Here is a 15,366-nt window from a genome sequence, read left to right as displayed (position 1 = left end):
GGCAAAAAAAAATTCAAAAATTTCAACTTGTTGATTCCACTGGCCTATTCCTGCTGTTTACGCACTGCAGCGGGGGCTGTCCAAGGCCGACATTTCCGGTTTCAATACGCCTATGCCAGAATTCCTATCTATATACCCCAAGGTGAACCCCTTCTGATGGCCGATTGGCAATCCCTCGATCCCGAGGCCGCTCGCGAAGCGGAAAAATACGATAACCCCATTCCCAGCCGTGAGCTGATCCTGCAACGCCTTGCCGACCGTGGCGAGCCCGCCGCACGCGAGGAGCTGGCGAAAGAATTTGGTCTGTATGAAGAAGACCAGATCGAAGCCTTGCGCCGCCGTCTACGTGCCATGGAGCGCGATGGCCAGCTTATCTATACCCGGCGCGGCACTTATGCCCCGGTAGACAAGCTGGACCTGATCTGCGGCCGCGTCTCTGGCCACCGCGACGGCTTCGGTTTCCTTATTCCAGATGACGGCAGCGAAGACCTGTTCCTCAGCCCGTCGCAGATGCGCCTGGTGTTCGACGGTGACCGCGGCCTGGCGCGCGTGTCCGGCGTGGACCGCCGCGGCCGTCGCGAAGGCGTGCTGGTCGAGGTCATCTCCCGCGCCCACGAAAGCGTGGTCGGCCGCTACTTCGAAGAAGGCGGCATCGGCTACGTGACTCCCGACAACCCCAAGATCCAGCAAGAAGTGCTGGTGACTGCGGGGCGCAACGGTGGTGCCAAGATCGGCCAGTTCGTCGAGATCAAGATCACCCATTGGCCAACCCCGCGCTTCCAGCCGCAAGGCGACGTGGTGGAGGTCATTGGCAACTACATGGCCCCCGGCATGGAAATCGACGTTGCCCTGCGCAGCTACGATATCCCCCATGTGTGGCCCAAGGACGTGATCAAGGAAGCGCGCAAGTTCCGCTCTGAAGTCGAAGACAAGGACAAAGAGAAGCGCATCGACCTGCGTCACCTGCCGTTCGTCACCATCGACGGTGAAGACGCCCGCGACTTCGACGACGCCGTGTATTGCGAGCCGCTGGGCAAGCTGCGCCTGTTCTCCGGTGGCTGGCGCCTGTATGTGGCCATTGCCGACGTGTCCAGCTATGTACGCCTGGGTTCGGCCCTGGACGTAGAAGCGCAGCAGCGCGGCAACTCGGTGTACTTCCCCGAGCGCGTGGTGCCGATGCTCCCCGAGGAGCTGTCCAACGGCCTGTGCTCGCTGAACCCGCACGTCGATCGCCTGGCCATGGTCTGCGAAATGACCATGAACAAGGCCGGCCAGATGGTCGACTATCAGTTCTACGAAGGCGTTATCCACTCCCACGCCCGCCTGACCTACAACAAGGTCAGCAGCATGCTCGAGCACTCGCGCACCCGTGAAGGCAAGGCGCTGCGCGAAGAGTACAAGGCGGTCGTGCCAGACCTGAAGAACCTGTACAACCTGTACAAGGTGCTGGTGGAGGCGCGTCACACCCGTGGCGCCATCGACTTCGAGACCCAGGAAACCCGCATCATCTTCGGTGACGAGCGCAAGATCGCGGAAATCCGCCCGACCGTGCGCAACGATGCCCACAAGCTGATCGAAGAGTGCATGCTGGCTGCCAACGTGGCCACTGCCGAGTTCCTGCAGAAGCACGGCGTGCCAGCCCTGTACCGTGTGCACGACGGCCCGCCGCCGGAGCGCCTGGAAAAACTGCGCGCCTTCCTTGGCGAACTGGGCCTCAGCCTGCACAAAGGCAAGGACCCGTCGCCGAAGGATTACCAGGCCCTGCTGGCGAGCATCGCCGGGCGCCCGGACTTCCACCTGATCCAGACGGTGATGCTGCGCTCGCTGAGCCAGGCCGTGTACAGCACCGAGAACAATGGCCACTTCGGCCTCAACTACGAGGCTTACACCCACTTTACCTCGCCGATCCGCCGTTACCCGGACCTGCTGGTGCACCGCGCCATTCGCAGCATCATCCGCTCCAAGGTCGACACCCCGCACGTCAAGCGGGCTGGTGCCATGAGCATTCCCAAGGCGCGCATTTACCCGTACGACGAGAACACCCTCGAGCAACTGGGTGAGCAGTGCTCGATGACCGAGCGCCGGGCCGACGAAGCCACCCGCGACGTGGTCAACTGGCTCAAGTGCGAGTTCATGAAAGACCGCGTGGGCGAGACCTTCCCGGGTGTGATCACCGCCGTGACCGGCTTCGGCCTGTTCGTCGAGTTGACCGACATCTACGTGGAAGGCCTGGTGCACGTCAGTGCGCTGCCGGGCGACTACTACCACTTCGACCCGGTGCACCACCGCCTGTCCGGCGAGCGCACCGGGCGCAGTTTCCGCTTGGGCGACACCATCGAAGTGAAGGTCATGCGGGTAGACCTGGACGAGCGCAAGATCGACTTCGAAGTGGCCCAGTCGACCCTGGCGGCCCCCATCGGTCGCAAGCAGCGCGGCGCCGCGCCAGCAACTGACCAGGCCGAGCAGCCGCCGCTGAGCGAGGCGAAGGCCACGCCCAAGCCGCGCAGCCGTAAAAGCGAAGCCGCCGAAGCCTACTTCCCGAAAGACGCCGTGCAGCGTAACGCCGAAGTGCGCAAGAGCCGCGAGATGAAAAAGGCGCTGATGAGCGAGGCGCGCACGGGCGGCCACGCCAGCAGCAAGTCGGACAAAGGTGGCAAGGCCACTGGCAAACCGACCAAGCACCGTAAAGGCCCACCGAAGTCCGGTGCGCCACGCAAGAGCAAGAGCAAGTCATGAGTCAGCTGGAAAAGATCTACGGCGTGCACGCCGTGCAGGCATTGCTGCAGCACCATCCGAAGCGGGTCAAGCAGATCTGGCTGTCGGAAGGGCGCAGCGAGCCACGCCTGCAGGCGCTGTTGGCACTGGCCGCGGAAAACCGCGTGGCGGTTGGCCAGGCCGAGCGCCGCGAAATGGATGCCTGGGTCGAGGGGGTGCACCAGGGCGTTGTCGCCGAGGTCAGCCCCAGCCAGGTGTGGGGCGAACTGATGCTCGAAGAGTTGCTCGAGCGCACGGAAACCCCGCCGCTGATCCTGGTGCTGGACGGTGTGACCGACCCGCACAACCTCGGCGCCTGCCTGCGTACTGCCGATGCGGCCGGCGCCACTGCAGTGATCGTGCCCAAGGACAAGTCGGCCACCCTGACCCCGGTGGTGCGCAAGGTGGCCTGCGGCGCTGCCGAGGTCATTCCGCTGGTGGCTGTCACCAACCTGGCGCGTACGCTGGAGAAATTGCAGCAACGTGGCCTGTGGGTGGTCGGCACCGCGGGTGAGGCCGAGCAGGAGATCTACCAGCAAGACCTGACCGGGCCGCTGGTGATGATCATGGGCGCTGAAGGCAAGGGCATGCGCCGCCTCACCCGCGAACATTGCGACTTCCTGGTGAAGTTGCCGATGAGCGGCAGCGTCAGCAGCCTTAACGTGTCGGTCGCCACGGGCGTGTGCCTGTTTGAAGCCGTGCGTCAGCGCCAGGCCAAACGCTGATCTTAAGCCTGTAACGGCCCCTTCGCGGGCATGCCCGCTCCCACAGGTTGGCTGCTGCCTCTGGTATTGCAGCTTTCCTGTGGGAGCGGGCTTGACGCCATGTGAATATGTTTCAGGCTGTTCAAATATTCGCCAATTGCCTTGCTTGTGCGCAACGCCTTCTCTACAATTGCGCCCCTTGCCGAGCTGGCAGGTGCTCATGTGCCTCCCCTCCGTGCAAGACATACAGTGTCATTCACTCCTTGTCTGACCAGATTCACTGGCAGACTACTAACCCGTAAGGAGCATTCATGCGTCATTACGAAATCATCTTCCTGGTTCACCCGGACCAGAGCGAACAAGTCGGCGGCATGGTTGAGCGTTACACCAAGCTGATCGAAGAAGATGGTGGCAAAATCCACCGCCTGGAAGACTGGGGCCGTCGTCAACTGGCCTACGCAATCAACAATGTTCACAAGGCTCACTACGTGATGCTGAACGTTGAGTGCACCGGCAAGGCCCTGGCCGAGCTGGAAGACAACTTCCGCTACAACGATGCCGTGATCCGTAACCTGGTCATCCGTCGTGACGAAGCCGTTACCGGCCAGTCCGAGATGCTGAAGGCTGAAGAGAACCGCAGCGAGCGCCGTGAGCGTCGCGAGCGTCCTGAGCATGCTGACTCCGCCGAAGGCGACGACAGCAATGACAGCGACTCCAGCGATAACGCTGACGAGTAATCCACGGACCTTTAGAGGAGCCTATTAAATGGCACGTTTCTTCCGTCGTCGTAAATTCTGCCGCTTCACTGCTGAAGACGTGAAAGAGATCGACTTCAAAGATCTCAACACCCTGAAAGCTTACGTATCCGAAACCGGCAAGATCGTTCCAAGCCGTATCACCGGTACCAAAGCTCGTTATCAGCGTCAGCTGGCTACCGCTATCAAGCGCGCCCGCTTCTTGGCCCTGCTGCCCTACACCGACAGCCACGGCCGCTGAGACCGGGTCGTCGACAAGCAGTAAGGGATTAGCATGCGAGCGTTAGCAAGTTTCATCATGCGCGGTCGTATGCAGGCCACCCTGGTGGTGGTCATCAGCGCGGTACTGCCGCTGCTGTTCTGGTTGAGTGCCGCTGCCGGCAGCCTTGTGCTGCTGCGGCGTGGGTTCAGGGATGCTACATCGGTCATCGTCGGCGGCTTGCTCGCCGGGCTGGCTGTGTGGGTCATGGGCGATCCCATCACCTTTCTGGTGATTGCGGGTGCCCTGGCCTTGGCCGCCATGTTGCGTGCCGAGCATCCCTGGAGCCGGGTGTTGCTCGCCAGTGCCGTGTTCGCCGTGGCTTTCAGCCTCGTGCTTGATCTGGCGCTGGCGCAGACCTTCGATATGCTGGCCAAGGCGTTTGCCGAAGCCATGCCGAAAATCGAAGGGGAGCCCGTGCTCTCCGGTGAGCTGATCCGCCCTGTGCTGGTCGCCTCCACAGCAGTGACGGTGCAATTGTTCAGTGTGCTGGCGTTGATGCTGGCGCGCTATTGGCAAGCAGCGTTGTACAACCCTGGAGGCTTCGGTCGCGAGTTTCGCGAGCTGAAGTTGCCGAAACAGACCATGGCGGTCTTGGTGGCAGTGATGGTGGTGGCGCCGTTTATCGGTCCGCCGTTCATCATTCTGGCATCGGCTTCCAGCCTGGTACTGGTGCTGGCCGGCATCGCGTTGATGCACGGGCTGGTGGCACAGGGGCGACTGGCCGGTTTCTGGCTGGTGGGCATGTACGTGACGTTGCCGCTGATCATGCAGCTGATTTATCCGTTGCTGGTGGTCTTGGCCATTGTCGACAGCCTGATTGATTTTCGCGGTCGCAAGTCCCCCAAGGGGAATGACTCCGCGAACGGTGAAGGTTAAAAGTTAAGAGGTTTTACCAAATGGAACTGATCCTGCTGGAAAAAGTCGCTAACCTGGGCAACCTGGGCGACAAAGTAAAAGTTAAGGCTGGTTACGGCCGTAACTTCCTGCTGCCATTCGGCAAGGCCACCGTTGCCAACGCCGCCAACCTGGCTGCGTTCGAAGAGCGTCGTGCCGAGCTGGAAAAAGCAGCCGCTGACAAGAAAGCTTCGGCTGAAAGCCGCGCTGCCCAACTGGCCGAGCTGGAAGTGACCATCACTGCCACCGCTGGCGACGAAGGCAAGCTGTTCGGTTCGATCGGCACCCACGACATCGCTGACGCCCTGACCGCCTCTGGCGTTGAAGTGGCCAAAGCTGAAGTTCGTCTGCCGAACGGCACTATCCGTCAGGTTGGCGAATACGACGTAGCCGTGCACCTGCACAGCGACGTTGAAGCCACTGTACGTGTGGTTGTCGTAGCTGCCTAAGCTGCGCTGACTGGCTGGCTCCCTGCGAGCCAGGCAGTTAACATCGGGCACGGTCCTGTTTCCTACAGGCCGTGCCCTTTGTCTTTTTCGTCCTCCAGAATTCTTTCGTGGCCATGAACGAGATCACCACTTCCGAACAGCTAGACCTGCAAACCGCAGCCCTCAAGGTGCCGCCGCATTCCATCGAGGCCGAACAGGCCGTGCTCGGTGGCCTGATGCTGGACAACAACGCCTGGGAGCGGGTGCTGGATCAGGTATCGGACGGCGATTTCTATCGGCATGACCACCGCCTGATCTTCCGTGCCGTGCACAAGTTGGCCGACGCCAACCAGCCATTCGACGTGGTTACCCTGCACGAGCAACTGGACAAGGAAGGCCTGTCTTCGCAAGTTGGCGGCTTGGCGTACCTGGCCGAACTGGCCAAGAACACGCCGTCGGTGGCGAACATCAAGGCTTATGCCGCGATCATTCGCGAGCGCGCCACGTTGCGCCAGCTGATCAGCATCAGTACCGACATCGCTGACAACGCCTTCAACCCGCAAGGGCGCAACGCCGAAGAAATCCTCGACGATGCCGAGCGGCAGATTTTCCAGATTGCCGAGGCCCGGCCGAAAACCGGTGGCCCGGTGGGGGTCAACGAGCTGTTGACCATGGCCATCGACCGTATCGACACCTTGTTCAACTCCGACAGCGACATTACCGGTGTATCCACCGGCTTTACCGACCTGGACGAGAAGACCAGCGGCCTGCAGGCGGCCGACTTGATCATCGTTGCTGGCCGCCCGTCGATGGGCAAGACCACCTTTGCCATGAACCTGGTGGAAAACGCCGTACTGCGTACCGACAAGGCCGTGCTGGTGTTCTCGCTGGAAATGCCAGGTGAGTCGCTGATCATGCGTATGCTGTCGTCGCTGGGCCGCATCGACCAGACCAAGGTCCGTTCCGGCCAGCTGGACGACGATGACTGGCCGCGGTTGACTTCGGCGGTGAACCTGCTCAACGACCGCAAGTTGTTCATCGACGACACCGCGGGCATCAGCCCCTCGGAAATGCGCGCGCGCACCCGCCGCCTGGCCCGTGAACACGGCGAAATCGCCATGATCATGGTCGATTACCTGCAGCTGATGCAGATTCCGGGTTCAGCCGGTGATAACCGCACCAACGAAATTTCCGAGATTTCCCGCTCGCTCAAAGCCTTGGCAAAGGAATTCAACTGCCCGGTCATCGCCCTGTCGCAGCTGAACCGCTCGCTGGAACAACGCCCGAACAAGCGCCCGGTGAACTCCGACTTGCGTGAGTCCGGTGCAATTGAGCAGGACGCCGACGTGATCATGTTCGTGTACCGCGACGAGGTGTACCACCCCGAGACCGAGCACAAGGGCGTGGCGGAAATCATCATCGGTAAACAGCGTAATGGCCCGATCGGCTTTGTCCGTTTGGCGTTTATCGGCAAGTACACCCGCTTCGAAAACCTCGCGCCGGGCATGTACAACTTCGATGATGATGAATAACTCACTGTAGGAGCGGCCTTGCGTCGCGATGGGCTGCGCAGCAGCCCCCACACTGTTTGCATTTGCACTGAATCCTGGGGCTGCTGCGCAGCCCATCGCGACGCAAGGCCGCTCCTACAAGGTGTGCGGTGCGCCCGATGGCCAAGGCGCTGAAAATGTTGCGGTGAACACCTGGCACCCTTACAACCCCCAAGTCAGCCAACCGTCACCCGACCCACCAATCCCCCACGAATCCAGTCGGATTTGGTCAAAATTTGTGCTATATTTCGCGCCCGCGATTTTCCTGCACACCAGAACCGGTCACTGACATGCAAGCAGCCAAACCACTCTACGACTATCCCAAGTACTGGGCCGAATGCTTCGGGCCAGCACCTTTCCTGCCAATGAGCAGGGAGGAGATGGATCTGCTCGGCTGGGATTCCTGCGACATCATCATCGTGACCGGGGATGCCTACGTCGATCACCCCTCGTTCGGCATGGCCATCATCGGCCGGCTACTGGAAGCCCAGGGTTTCCGCGTGGGCATCATTGCCCAGCCGAACTGGCAGTCCAAAGACGACTTCATGAAGCTCGGCGAGCCCAACCTGTTCTTCGGCGTGGCCGCCGGCAACATGGACTCGATGATCAACCGCTACACCGCGGACAAGAAAATCCGTTCCGACGATGCCTACACCCCGGGGGGCCTGGCCGGTAGCCGACCAGACCGCGCCAGCTTGGTGTACAGCCAGCGCTGCAAGGAAGCCTACAAGCATGTACCGATCGTACTCGGCGGTATCGAGGCATCGTTGCGTCGCATTGCCCACTACGACTACTGGCAGGACAAGGTTCGCCATTCGATCCTGATCGACGCCAGCGCCGACATCCTGCTGTTCGGCAACGCCGAGCGGGCGGTGGTCGAGGTGGCCCAGCGCCTGTCCAGTGGCGAAAGCATCGAAAGCATCACCGACGTGCGCGGCACCGCTTTCGTGCGCCGTGATACGCCGCAGGGCTGGTACGAAATCGACTCGACCCGCATCGACCGCCCAGGCCGTGTCGACAAGATCATCAACCCCTACGTGAACACCCAGGACACCCAGGCCTGTGCCATCGAGCAGGCCAAGGGCGACCAGGAAGACCCGAACGAAGCCAAGGTGGTACAGATTCTCGACAGCCCGGCGGTCACGCGGGAAAAGTCGGTCATCCGCCTGCCATCGTTCGAGAAGGTGCGTAACGACCCGGTGCTCTATGCCCACGCCAACCGTGTGCTGCACCTGGAGACCAACCCGGGCAACGCCCGTGCACTGGTGCAGAAACACGGTGACGTGGACGTGTGGTTCAACCCGCCACCCATTCCGATGAGCACCGAGGAAATGGACTACGTGTTCGGCATGCCTTACGCCCGTGTACCGCACCCGGCGTATGGCAAGGCGCGTATCCCGGCCTACGAGATGATCCGTTTCTCGGTCAACATCATGCGTGGCTGCTTCGGCGGCTGCACCTTCTGCTCGATCACCGAGCACGAAGGCCGCATCATCCAGAACCGCTCGCACGAGTCGATCCTGCACGAAATCGAAGAGATGCGTGACAAGGTGCCAGGCTTCACTGGCGTGGTATCCGACCTTGGCGGGCCGACTGCGAACATGTATCGCATCGCGTGCAAGAGCCACGACATCGAAAAGCACTGCCGCAAGCCCTCGTGCGTGTTCCCTGGCATCTGCGAGAACCTCAACACCGACCACAGTTCGCTGATCGAGCTGTACCGCAAGGCTCGCGCCCTGCCAGGGGTGAAGAAGATCCTGATTGCCTCGGGCCTGCGCTACGACCTGGCCGTGGAGTCGCCGGAATACGTCAAGGAGCTGGTCACCCACCACGTAGGTGGCTACCTGAAGATTGCCCCGGAGCACACCGAGCGTGGCCCGCTGGACAAGATGATGAAGCCCGGCATTGGTAGCTACGACCGCTTCAAGCGCATGTTCGAGAAATTCTCGAAAGAAGCGGGTAAAGAGCAGTACCTGATCCCGTACTTCATTGCCGCGCACCCGGGTACCACCGACGAAGACATGATGAACCTGGCGCTATGGCTCAAGGGCAATGGCTTCCGTGCCGACCAGGTACAGGCGTTCTACCCGTCGCCGATGGCCTCGGCCACCGCCATGTACCACTCGGGCAAGAACCCGCTGCGCAAGGTGACCTACAAGAGCGAAGGTGTGGAAATCGTCAAGAGTGACGAGCAGCGCCGTCTGCACAAGGCATTCTTGCGCTACCACGACCCGAAAGGCTGGCCAATGCTGCGCGAAGCGCTGCAGCGCATGGGCCGCGCCGACCTGATCGGGCCTGGCAAGCACCAGTTGATTCCGGCGCACCAGCCGCAGACCGACAGCTACCAGAGCGCGCGCCGCAAGAACTCGACCCCGGCGGGCAGCCACAAAGTGGGCAAGGACCAGAAAATCCTGACCCAGCACACGGGCCTGCCACCGCGTGGCAGCGATGGCAGCAAGCCGTGGGACAAGCGCGAGAAGGCCAAGGCCGAGGCGTTTGCGCGTAACCAGCAGGCGGCCAAGGAGCGCAAGGAAGCGGGCAAGGGCGGTGGCGGCAAGGGCAAGAAGCCGCGCCAGCCAGTCATTCCGCGCTGATTTCGGGGGCCGCCTTGCGGCCCAATCGCCGGCAAGCCAGCTCCCACAGGGATTGCACAAATCCCAAAGCGAGCATTGTCCCTGTGGGAGCTGGCTTGCCGGCGATTGGGCTGCAAAGCAGCCCCTGAATCTGGTTTAGTCAGGCTTCTTGTCGACCCACTTCGGCGCCACTGGCGCGACAAAGCGGTCCATCGCGCCCAGCAGTTCATCCGGCTGCTGCCCCAGCAACAACATATCCCGGTGCTGCGGGCGCACGAAGCCCTCCTCGACGATATGGTCGAGGAACCCGCCAAGCTTGTCGTAGAAGCCGTTCACGTCCAGCAGCCCCAGCGGCTTGGCGTGGTAGCCCAGTTGCCCCCAGGTCCAGACCTCGAACAGTTCTTCCAGCGTACCCAGGCCACCCGGCAAGGCGATGAACGCGTCGCTCAACTCGGCCATGCGAGCCTTGCGCGCATGCATGCCGTCCACCACTTCCAGCCGCGTCAGGCCTTTATGGCCGACCTCGGCGTCCAGCAGGCTCTGCGGGATGATCCCTACCACGTCGCCACCCGCTGCCATCGCGGCGTCGGCTACAACACCCATCAAGCCAACTGCGCCACCGCCATACACCAACGTCCAGCCTCGGCGGGCAATCGCCTGGCCCAGCGCGACCGCCGCCTCACGGTAGGCGGGGTTGCTGCCGATGCTGGCACCACAAAACACACAAACGGAACGTACGGGCATTACTCACCTCCAGTCACTCAGGGTGACAGGGTACGGTGGCTGACCGTCGCTTCCAAGGCCGGGTTCATTCCGGGCGCGAGAATTCGCAGATCGCGCCGGTAGCACCGTGGGCGTAGGCGGCGAGCAGGCTGTTCAGAAACTGGGAGATGGGCATTTGGTATTGCTCCTAAATGAGAGGTTGTCCCATCGTCCAATAAAAGGGCATGATGTGCTCTTAGATTGGTTGTATACAATCCATTGAACAATTCAACTGACTGGCCACTTGACACCCCCTTGACCCATATCAGCAGGGTGCTGAACGGTTTCAGGCAGTCTCGCAATTGATAAAACCCTGCCAAGGAGATTCATGATGTTTGCGAAAGCTGTAGCGGTATCCCTGCTGACCCTCGCCAGCGCCTCTGTCTTCGCCGCCGAGTGCTCGGTAACTGTCGACTCCACTGACCAGATGTCCTTCAACACCAAGGAAATCACCGTCGACAAAAGCTGCAAGGAATTCACGGTCAAACTGACCCACTCCGGCAACCTGCCGAAGAACGTCATGGGTCATAACCTGGTGATCAGCAAGACTGCCGACATGCAGGGCATTGCTACCGAAGGTATGAGCCAGGGCCTGGAAAAGGACTACATCAAGGCTGACAACGCCGCGATCATTGCCCATACCAAAATGATCGGCGCGCCGGAAAAAGAAACCGAAGTGAAGTTCGACCCTTCCAAGCTGGAAGCCGGTGGTGACTACAGCTTCTTCTGCACCTTCCCGGGCCACATCTCGATGATGAAAGGCAAGGTTGTCGTCAAGTAATCAGCTGACGCCGAGCCCTGTAGGGGCGGCTCTACCCGCGAATGCGGTGCTAGATCCACCATCGCATTCGCGGGTAAACCCGCTCCTACAGGCATTGTTACAGCCTGATCAAGGGGCGAACGGCAATTCGCGCTTGTGCTGGGTCTTGCGGTAGGTGGCCACGATGATGTCGAACGCTGCCTGGTCGACCGGCTGCCCATGCAGGAACGCGTCGATCTGCTGGTAGGTGACCCCATGCGAGGCTTCGTCCGGTTTGCCCGGTGCCAGGTCTTCCAGGTCTGCAGTCGGCACCTTCTCCACCAGTGACTCCGGCGCGCCAAAGCTGCGTGCAATGGCCCGCACCTGGTTTTTTACCAGGCCGCTCAGCGGCGCCAGGTCGCAGGCACCATCACCAAACTTGGTAAAGAACCCCATCACCGCTTCGGCGGCGTGGTCAGTACCGATCACCAGCCCTGCGCGCGCGCCGGCGATGGTGTATTGGGCGACCATGCGCGTGCGTGCCTTGACGTTGCCTACCACGAAGTCCACCAGCGCCGGCGAGCCGTTTTTCAATTCCACCACTTCAGCCGCCAAGGCGCGCACTGCCGGGGCGATGTCCACGGTGTGCACTTCGTCGGCCTTGATCACGTCCAGGCAGGCCTGGGCGTCATGTTCATCATGCTGCACCTGGTACGGCAGGCGAACGGCGATGAAGGTATAAGCCTGGTCACCGGTTTCGGCGCGCAGTTCGTTGATGGCGCGCTGGGCGAGCAGGGCGGCGGTCAGCGAGTCGACCCCGCCGCTGATGCCCAGTACCAGGGTCTTGAGCCGGGCGTTGGCCAGGCAGTCCTTGATGAACGCCACGCGCCGGGCAACTTCGGCCTCTAGCGCGGCCGCGTCGGCGAACGGCGGCTGGACCTTCAGCGCCTGGGCAATTTCTTGCTGAACCGCTTGCATGGGTTACTCCTTGCTGGGGACTTTGAATACGTGACGCATGTAGGCAACGAAGTTGGCGTCGCGGCACTGGGTCTTGGCCGCTTCGTCGGAAATCTTGGCCACCGGTGCGCCGTTGCAGTCGGTCATTTTAAGCACGATGCTCATGGGGACCACACCCGGTATGTCGCAGGTCAGGTTGGTACCGATGCCAAAGCTGACGTTGATGCGCCCGCGTAGGGCCCGGAAGATTTCCAGCGAGCGGGTAAGGTTGAGGCTGTCGGAAAACACCAGGGTCTTGGTCATCGGGTCGATACCCAGTTTCTGGTAATGGGCGATCGCTTTCTCGGCCCAGGTTACCGGCTCGCCGGAGTCGTGGCGCAAGCCATCGAACAGCTTGGCGAAGTACAGGTCGAAATCGCCGAGGAAGGCATCCATGGTGATGCAGTCGGTCAGGGCGATACCGAGCAGGCCACGGTACTCGCGGACCCAGCAGTCCAGCGCGGCGATCTGGCTGTCGATCAGCCGCGGGCCCAACTGCTGGTGCGCCATGATCCACTCGTGGGCCATGGTGCCCAGCGGCTTGATATCCAGTTTCCATGCCAGGTCGACGTTGCTGGTGCCGACGAAACGGCCAGGGAAGTCGTCGCGCAGTACCCGGACCACTTCCTCCTGCACGCGGCTGGAAAAGCGCCGGCGGGTGCCAAAGTCGGCTACCTGCAGTTCGGCCAGTTCGTCGTCGCTGGCGTGGGCGCGCAGCCAGTCGAACTTGCGGTACAGCTGGTCGCGTGCCTCGGCCAGGCGCATATGCGGGTGCAGGTGGCGGTTGCGCACTTCGCTGATGATCGCCAGCAAAGGCACTTCGAACAGGATCACATGCAGCCAAGGGCCTTTGAGACGCAGGAACAGCTGATCGTGCTCGATGCCGAGGTGCACATAGCGCAGGTTGAAGCGAAACAGCCGCAAAAACCGCAGGAAGTCGGGCTTGAGGAAACTGATGCGCTCCAGAAAACCCAGCTGGCCATCATCGAGCGTGAGGTCGTTGAGGACCTCCAACTGGTGGCGGATCTCGCCTAGATACGGCCGCAAGTCCTCGCCGTTGCGGCAGCGGAATTCCCATTCGACGTCGGCGTCCGGGTAGTTGTGCAGCACACCCTGCATCATGGTGAGTTTGTAGAAATCGGTGTCGAGCAGGTTGTGCACGATGCGCTCGGCGAATGCGCTCTCGCTCATCAAAGGGGCTCCGGAGGCGGCGAATGGGGGACATTGTGCCAGCCTTTTCGGCCTTGTTGTGTCTGCGCTGGCCTGTTCGCGGGTGAACCCGCTCCTGCAGGGCCGTGTATCTGCCAAATCCGCGTGTTTTTCGGTGCACCCGCCAGCCTTGAAACGGTGCTGCCTGTAGCAGTCGCGCACCACGGGTGTGCAGTTCGGTGACGTATGCTGTTACAGGCCGGTTGCACGTAAACACATGGCAGGGTTGCAATGATGGCACACAGTGGTTGCTCCTTGTCTGTACGGGTGGTGGCGCCCGGCGCGTGGCAGACGGTTGCACGCTCAATAAAGAAAAGGCCGTCGGTCGCCTGTGCGCGCCGGTGGTGGTGTGATTTTCCGTAAGACAAAACCGATGGCACGGCCCTTGCTCTGAGCATTGGGCTGAGAAGTTGTAGTGCCAACCAAAAAAACTCTAGGAGCACCACCTCATGTCGCAGACGTTTTACAAGAAAGGTTTCCTGGCGCTTGCCGTAGCCACGGCACTGGGTGTTTCTTCGTATGTCCAGGCCGACGTTAAGATCGGTGTAGCGGGGCCAATGACCGGGGCCAACGCAGCGTTTGGCGAGCAATACATGAAAGGTGCGCAAGCTGCGGCCGACAAGATCAACGCCGCGGGTGGCGTGAATGGCGAGAAAATCGTACTGGTCAAAGGCGATGACGCCTGCGAACCGAAACAGGCCGTTGCCGTAGCCAACCGCCTGGTTGATCAGGACAAGGTGATCGGGGTGGTCGGCCACTTCTGTTCGTCCAATACCATCCCGGCCTCCGAGGTGTATGACGAGGCCGGCGTGATCGCCATCACGCCCGGTTCGACCAACCCACAGGTCACCGAGCGCGGCCTGAGTGCCATGTTCCGCATGTGTGGCCGTGACGACCAGCAGGGCGTGGTCGCCGGCGACTACATTGTCGACGTGCTCAAGGGCAAGAAAGTCGCGGTGCTGCACGACAAGGACACCTACGGCCAAGGCCTGGCTGATGCCACCAAGGCACAGCTGGAAAAACGCGGCGTCAAGCCCGTGTTGTACGAAGGCCTGACCCGGGGCGAGAAAGACTTCAGCGCCGTGGTTACCAAGATCCGTGCTACCGGTGCCGATGTGGTCTACTTCGGCGGCCTGCACCCCGAAGCCGGCCCGCTGGTGCGTCAACTGCGCGAACAGGGCCTGAAGGACGTCAAGTTCATGTCGGATGACGGCATTGTCACCGACGAGCTGGTGTCTACCGCCGGCGGCGCGCAGTACGTCGATGGCGTGTACATGACCTTCGGCGCCGACCCGCGCCTGCTGCCAGACAGCAAGGCCGTGGTCGAGGAGTTCCGCAAGGCGGGCACCGAGCCGGAAGGCTATACCCTGTACGCCTACGCCTCGCTGCAGGCCCTTGCCGCCGCCTTCAACGGCGCCAAGTCGAACAAGGGCGAAGACGCTGCCAAGTGGCTCAAGGCCAACCCGGTGCAGACCGTCATGGGCGAAAAGAAGTGGGACAGCAAGGGCGACCTGACCGTGTCCGACTACGTGGTCTACCAGTGGGACAAGGACGGCAAGTACCACCAGCTGGACAAACAAAAATAATAACGGCCACCCGCCCGGGTTGCGCATGCGCCTGGGCCTGAGCCCCTGCGGTACCTGTCCTTATTCGGAGACCTGCACGGTCGTGCACTGCTGGGGCCGCATTGTCCGTGGCCTTGCGTGGTCGGCATGCGTGCAGTCTCGCTCAGTGAGATTG

Annotated in this window: 13 protein-coding genes; 10 read left to right on the top strand and 3 right to left on the bottom strand. The window is 61.5% G+C overall.

Features of this window, described 5'->3' with window-relative positions; translation table 11 throughout:
* The first annotated feature begins 156 nt into the window (after positions 1–156).
* From rnr to K4A76_RS21120, 8 genes are all read left to right on the top strand, one after another.
* Entirely contained in the window at positions 157–2,736 is a 2,580-nt protein-coding gene (rnr, locus tag K4A76_RS21155) for a ribonuclease R (protein ID WP_274411084.1), read from the top strand.
* Positions 2,733–3,479, top strand: a complete 747-nt coding sequence (gene rlmB, locus K4A76_RS21150; RefSeq protein ID WP_029887883.1) for a 23S rRNA (guanosine(2251)-2'-O)-methyltransferase RlmB — start codon at positions 2,733–2,735, stop codon at positions 3,477–3,479. The genes rnr and rlmB overlap by 4 nt, the downstream gene beginning before the upstream one ends.
* 290 nt (positions 3,480–3,769) lie before the next feature.
* A complete protein-coding gene (rpsF, locus tag K4A76_RS21145; RefSeq protein ID WP_003249557.1) occupies positions 3,770–4,195 on the top strand; it encodes a 30S ribosomal protein S6 in 426 nt (141 codons plus the stop codon).
* Between the two features lie 28 nt (positions 4,196–4,223).
* Entirely contained in the window at positions 4,224–4,454 is a 231-nt protein-coding gene (rpsR, locus tag K4A76_RS21140; protein ID WP_003249563.1) for a 30S ribosomal protein S18, read from the top strand.
* 33 nt (positions 4,455–4,487) lie between these two features.
* The gene (locus tag K4A76_RS21135; RefSeq protein WP_274411083.1) at positions 4,488–5,351 is read left to right on the top strand and encodes a hypothetical protein; all 864 of its coding nucleotides are present in this window, start codon (positions 4,488–4,490) and stop codon (positions 5,349–5,351) included.
* A 20-nt stretch (positions 5,352–5,371) separates the two neighbouring features.
* On the top strand, positions 5,372–5,818 hold the full coding sequence (gene rplI, locus K4A76_RS21130; protein WP_003249568.1) for a 50S ribosomal protein L9: 447 nt from the start codon (positions 5,372–5,374) through the stop codon (positions 5,816–5,818).
* A 113-nt stretch (positions 5,819–5,931) separates the two neighbouring features.
* A complete protein-coding gene (dnaB, locus tag K4A76_RS21125; protein WP_009681285.1) occupies positions 5,932–7,329 on the top strand; it encodes a replicative DNA helicase in 1,398 nt (465 codons plus the stop codon).
* Between the two features lie 308 nt (positions 7,330–7,637).
* Complete coding sequence (locus K4A76_RS21120; RefSeq protein ID WP_274411082.1) at positions 7,638–9,941, top strand: YgiQ family radical SAM protein; 2,304 nt, start codon at positions 7,638–7,640, stop codon at positions 9,939–9,941.
* Positions 9,942–10,076: 135 nt separating this feature from the next.
* Here K4A76_RS21120 and K4A76_RS21115 read toward each other — a convergent pair whose 3' ends face one another.
* Positions 10,077–10,664, bottom strand: coding sequence for a TIGR00730 family Rossman fold protein (locus K4A76_RS21115; RefSeq protein WP_161892200.1), 588 nt, complete (start codon positions 10,662–10,664; stop codon positions 10,077–10,079).
* A 349-nt stretch (positions 10,665–11,013) separates the two neighbouring features.
* On the opposite strand from K4A76_RS21115, the gene azu reads away from it, so the two are divergent.
* Positions 11,014–11,463 carry an azurin gene (gene azu, locus K4A76_RS21110; RefSeq protein ID WP_029885725.1) on the top strand — a complete coding sequence of 150 codons (450 nt, stop codon included), beginning with the start codon at positions 11,014–11,016 and terminating at the stop codon, positions 11,461–11,463.
* Positions 11,464–11,571: 108 nt separating this feature from the next.
* Here azu and nadE read toward each other — a convergent pair whose 3' ends face one another.
* Together nadE and pncB are read right to left on the bottom strand one after the other, a co-directional pair.
* Positions 11,572–12,399: an ammonia-dependent NAD(+) synthetase gene (nadE, locus tag K4A76_RS21105; protein ID WP_274411081.1), complete on the bottom strand. Its 828-nt coding sequence runs from the start codon at positions 12,397–12,399 to the stop codon at positions 11,572–11,574.
* A 3-nt stretch (positions 12,400–12,402) separates the two neighbouring features.
* Entirely contained in the window at positions 12,403–13,608 is a 1,206-nt protein-coding gene (gene pncB, locus K4A76_RS21100; protein ID WP_274411080.1) for a nicotinate phosphoribosyltransferase, read from the bottom strand.
* Between the two features lie 467 nt (positions 13,609–14,075).
* Here pncB and K4A76_RS21095 point away from each other — a divergent pair, with 467 nt between their 5' ends.
* Complete coding sequence (locus K4A76_RS21095; protein ID WP_182368643.1) at positions 14,076–15,212, top strand: branched-chain amino acid ABC transporter substrate-binding protein; 1,137 nt, start codon at positions 14,076–14,078, stop codon at positions 15,210–15,212.
* Positions 15,213–15,366 lie beyond the last annotated feature (154 nt).

Source organism: Pseudomonas sp. NEEL19 (assembly GCF_028751975.1).
Taxonomy (GTDB): domain Bacteria; phylum Pseudomonadota; class Gammaproteobacteria; order Pseudomonadales; family Pseudomonadaceae; genus Aquipseudomonas; species Aquipseudomonas juntendi.
The sequence above is the reverse complement of the archived record's forward strand: the minus strand, read 5'-3'. Positions and strand labels throughout refer to the sequence as shown.

Bases quoted from the DNA above. Each gene is read 5' to 3' on its own strand.
- rnr (WP_274411084.1), top strand. From the start codon at position 157: ATGGCCGATTGGCAATCCCTCGATCCCGAGGCCGCTCGCGAAGCGGAA.
- rlmB (WP_029887883.1), top strand. From the start codon at position 2,733: ATGAGTCAGCTGGAAAAGATCTACGGCGTGCACGCCGTGCAGGCATTG.
- rpsF (WP_003249557.1), top strand. From the start codon at position 3,770: ATGCGTCATTACGAAATCATCTTCCTGGTTCACCCGGACCAGAGCGAA.
- rpsR (WP_003249563.1), top strand. From the start codon at position 4,224: ATGGCACGTTTCTTCCGTCGTCGTAAATTCTGCCGCTTCACTGCTGAA.
- K4A76_RS21135 (WP_274411083.1), top strand. From the start codon at position 4,488: ATGCGAGCGTTAGCAAGTTTCATCATGCGCGGTCGTATGCAGGCCACC.
- rplI (WP_003249568.1), top strand. From the start codon at position 5,372: ATGGAACTGATCCTGCTGGAAAAAGTCGCTAACCTGGGCAACCTGGGC.
- dnaB (WP_009681285.1), top strand. From the start codon at position 5,932: ATGAACGAGATCACCACTTCCGAACAGCTAGACCTGCAAACCGCAGCC.
- K4A76_RS21120 (WP_274411082.1), top strand. From the start codon at position 7,638: ATGCAAGCAGCCAAACCACTCTACGACTATCCCAAGTACTGGGCCGAA.
- K4A76_RS21115 (WP_161892200.1), bottom strand. From the start codon at position 10,664: ATGCCCGTACGTTCCGTTTGTGTGTTTTGTGGTGCCAGCATCGGCAGC.
- azu (WP_029885725.1), top strand. From the start codon at position 11,014: ATGTTTGCGAAAGCTGTAGCGGTATCCCTGCTGACCCTCGCCAGCGCC.
- nadE (WP_274411081.1), bottom strand. From the start codon at position 12,399: ATGCAAGCGGTTCAGCAAGAAATTGCCCAGGCGCTGAAGGTCCAGCCG.
- pncB (WP_274411080.1), bottom strand. From the start codon at position 13,608: ATGAGCGAGAGCGCATTCGCCGAGCGCATCGTGCACAACCTGCTCGAC.
- K4A76_RS21095 (WP_182368643.1), top strand. From the start codon at position 14,076: ATGTCGCAGACGTTTTACAAGAAAGGTTTCCTGGCGCTTGCCGTAGCC.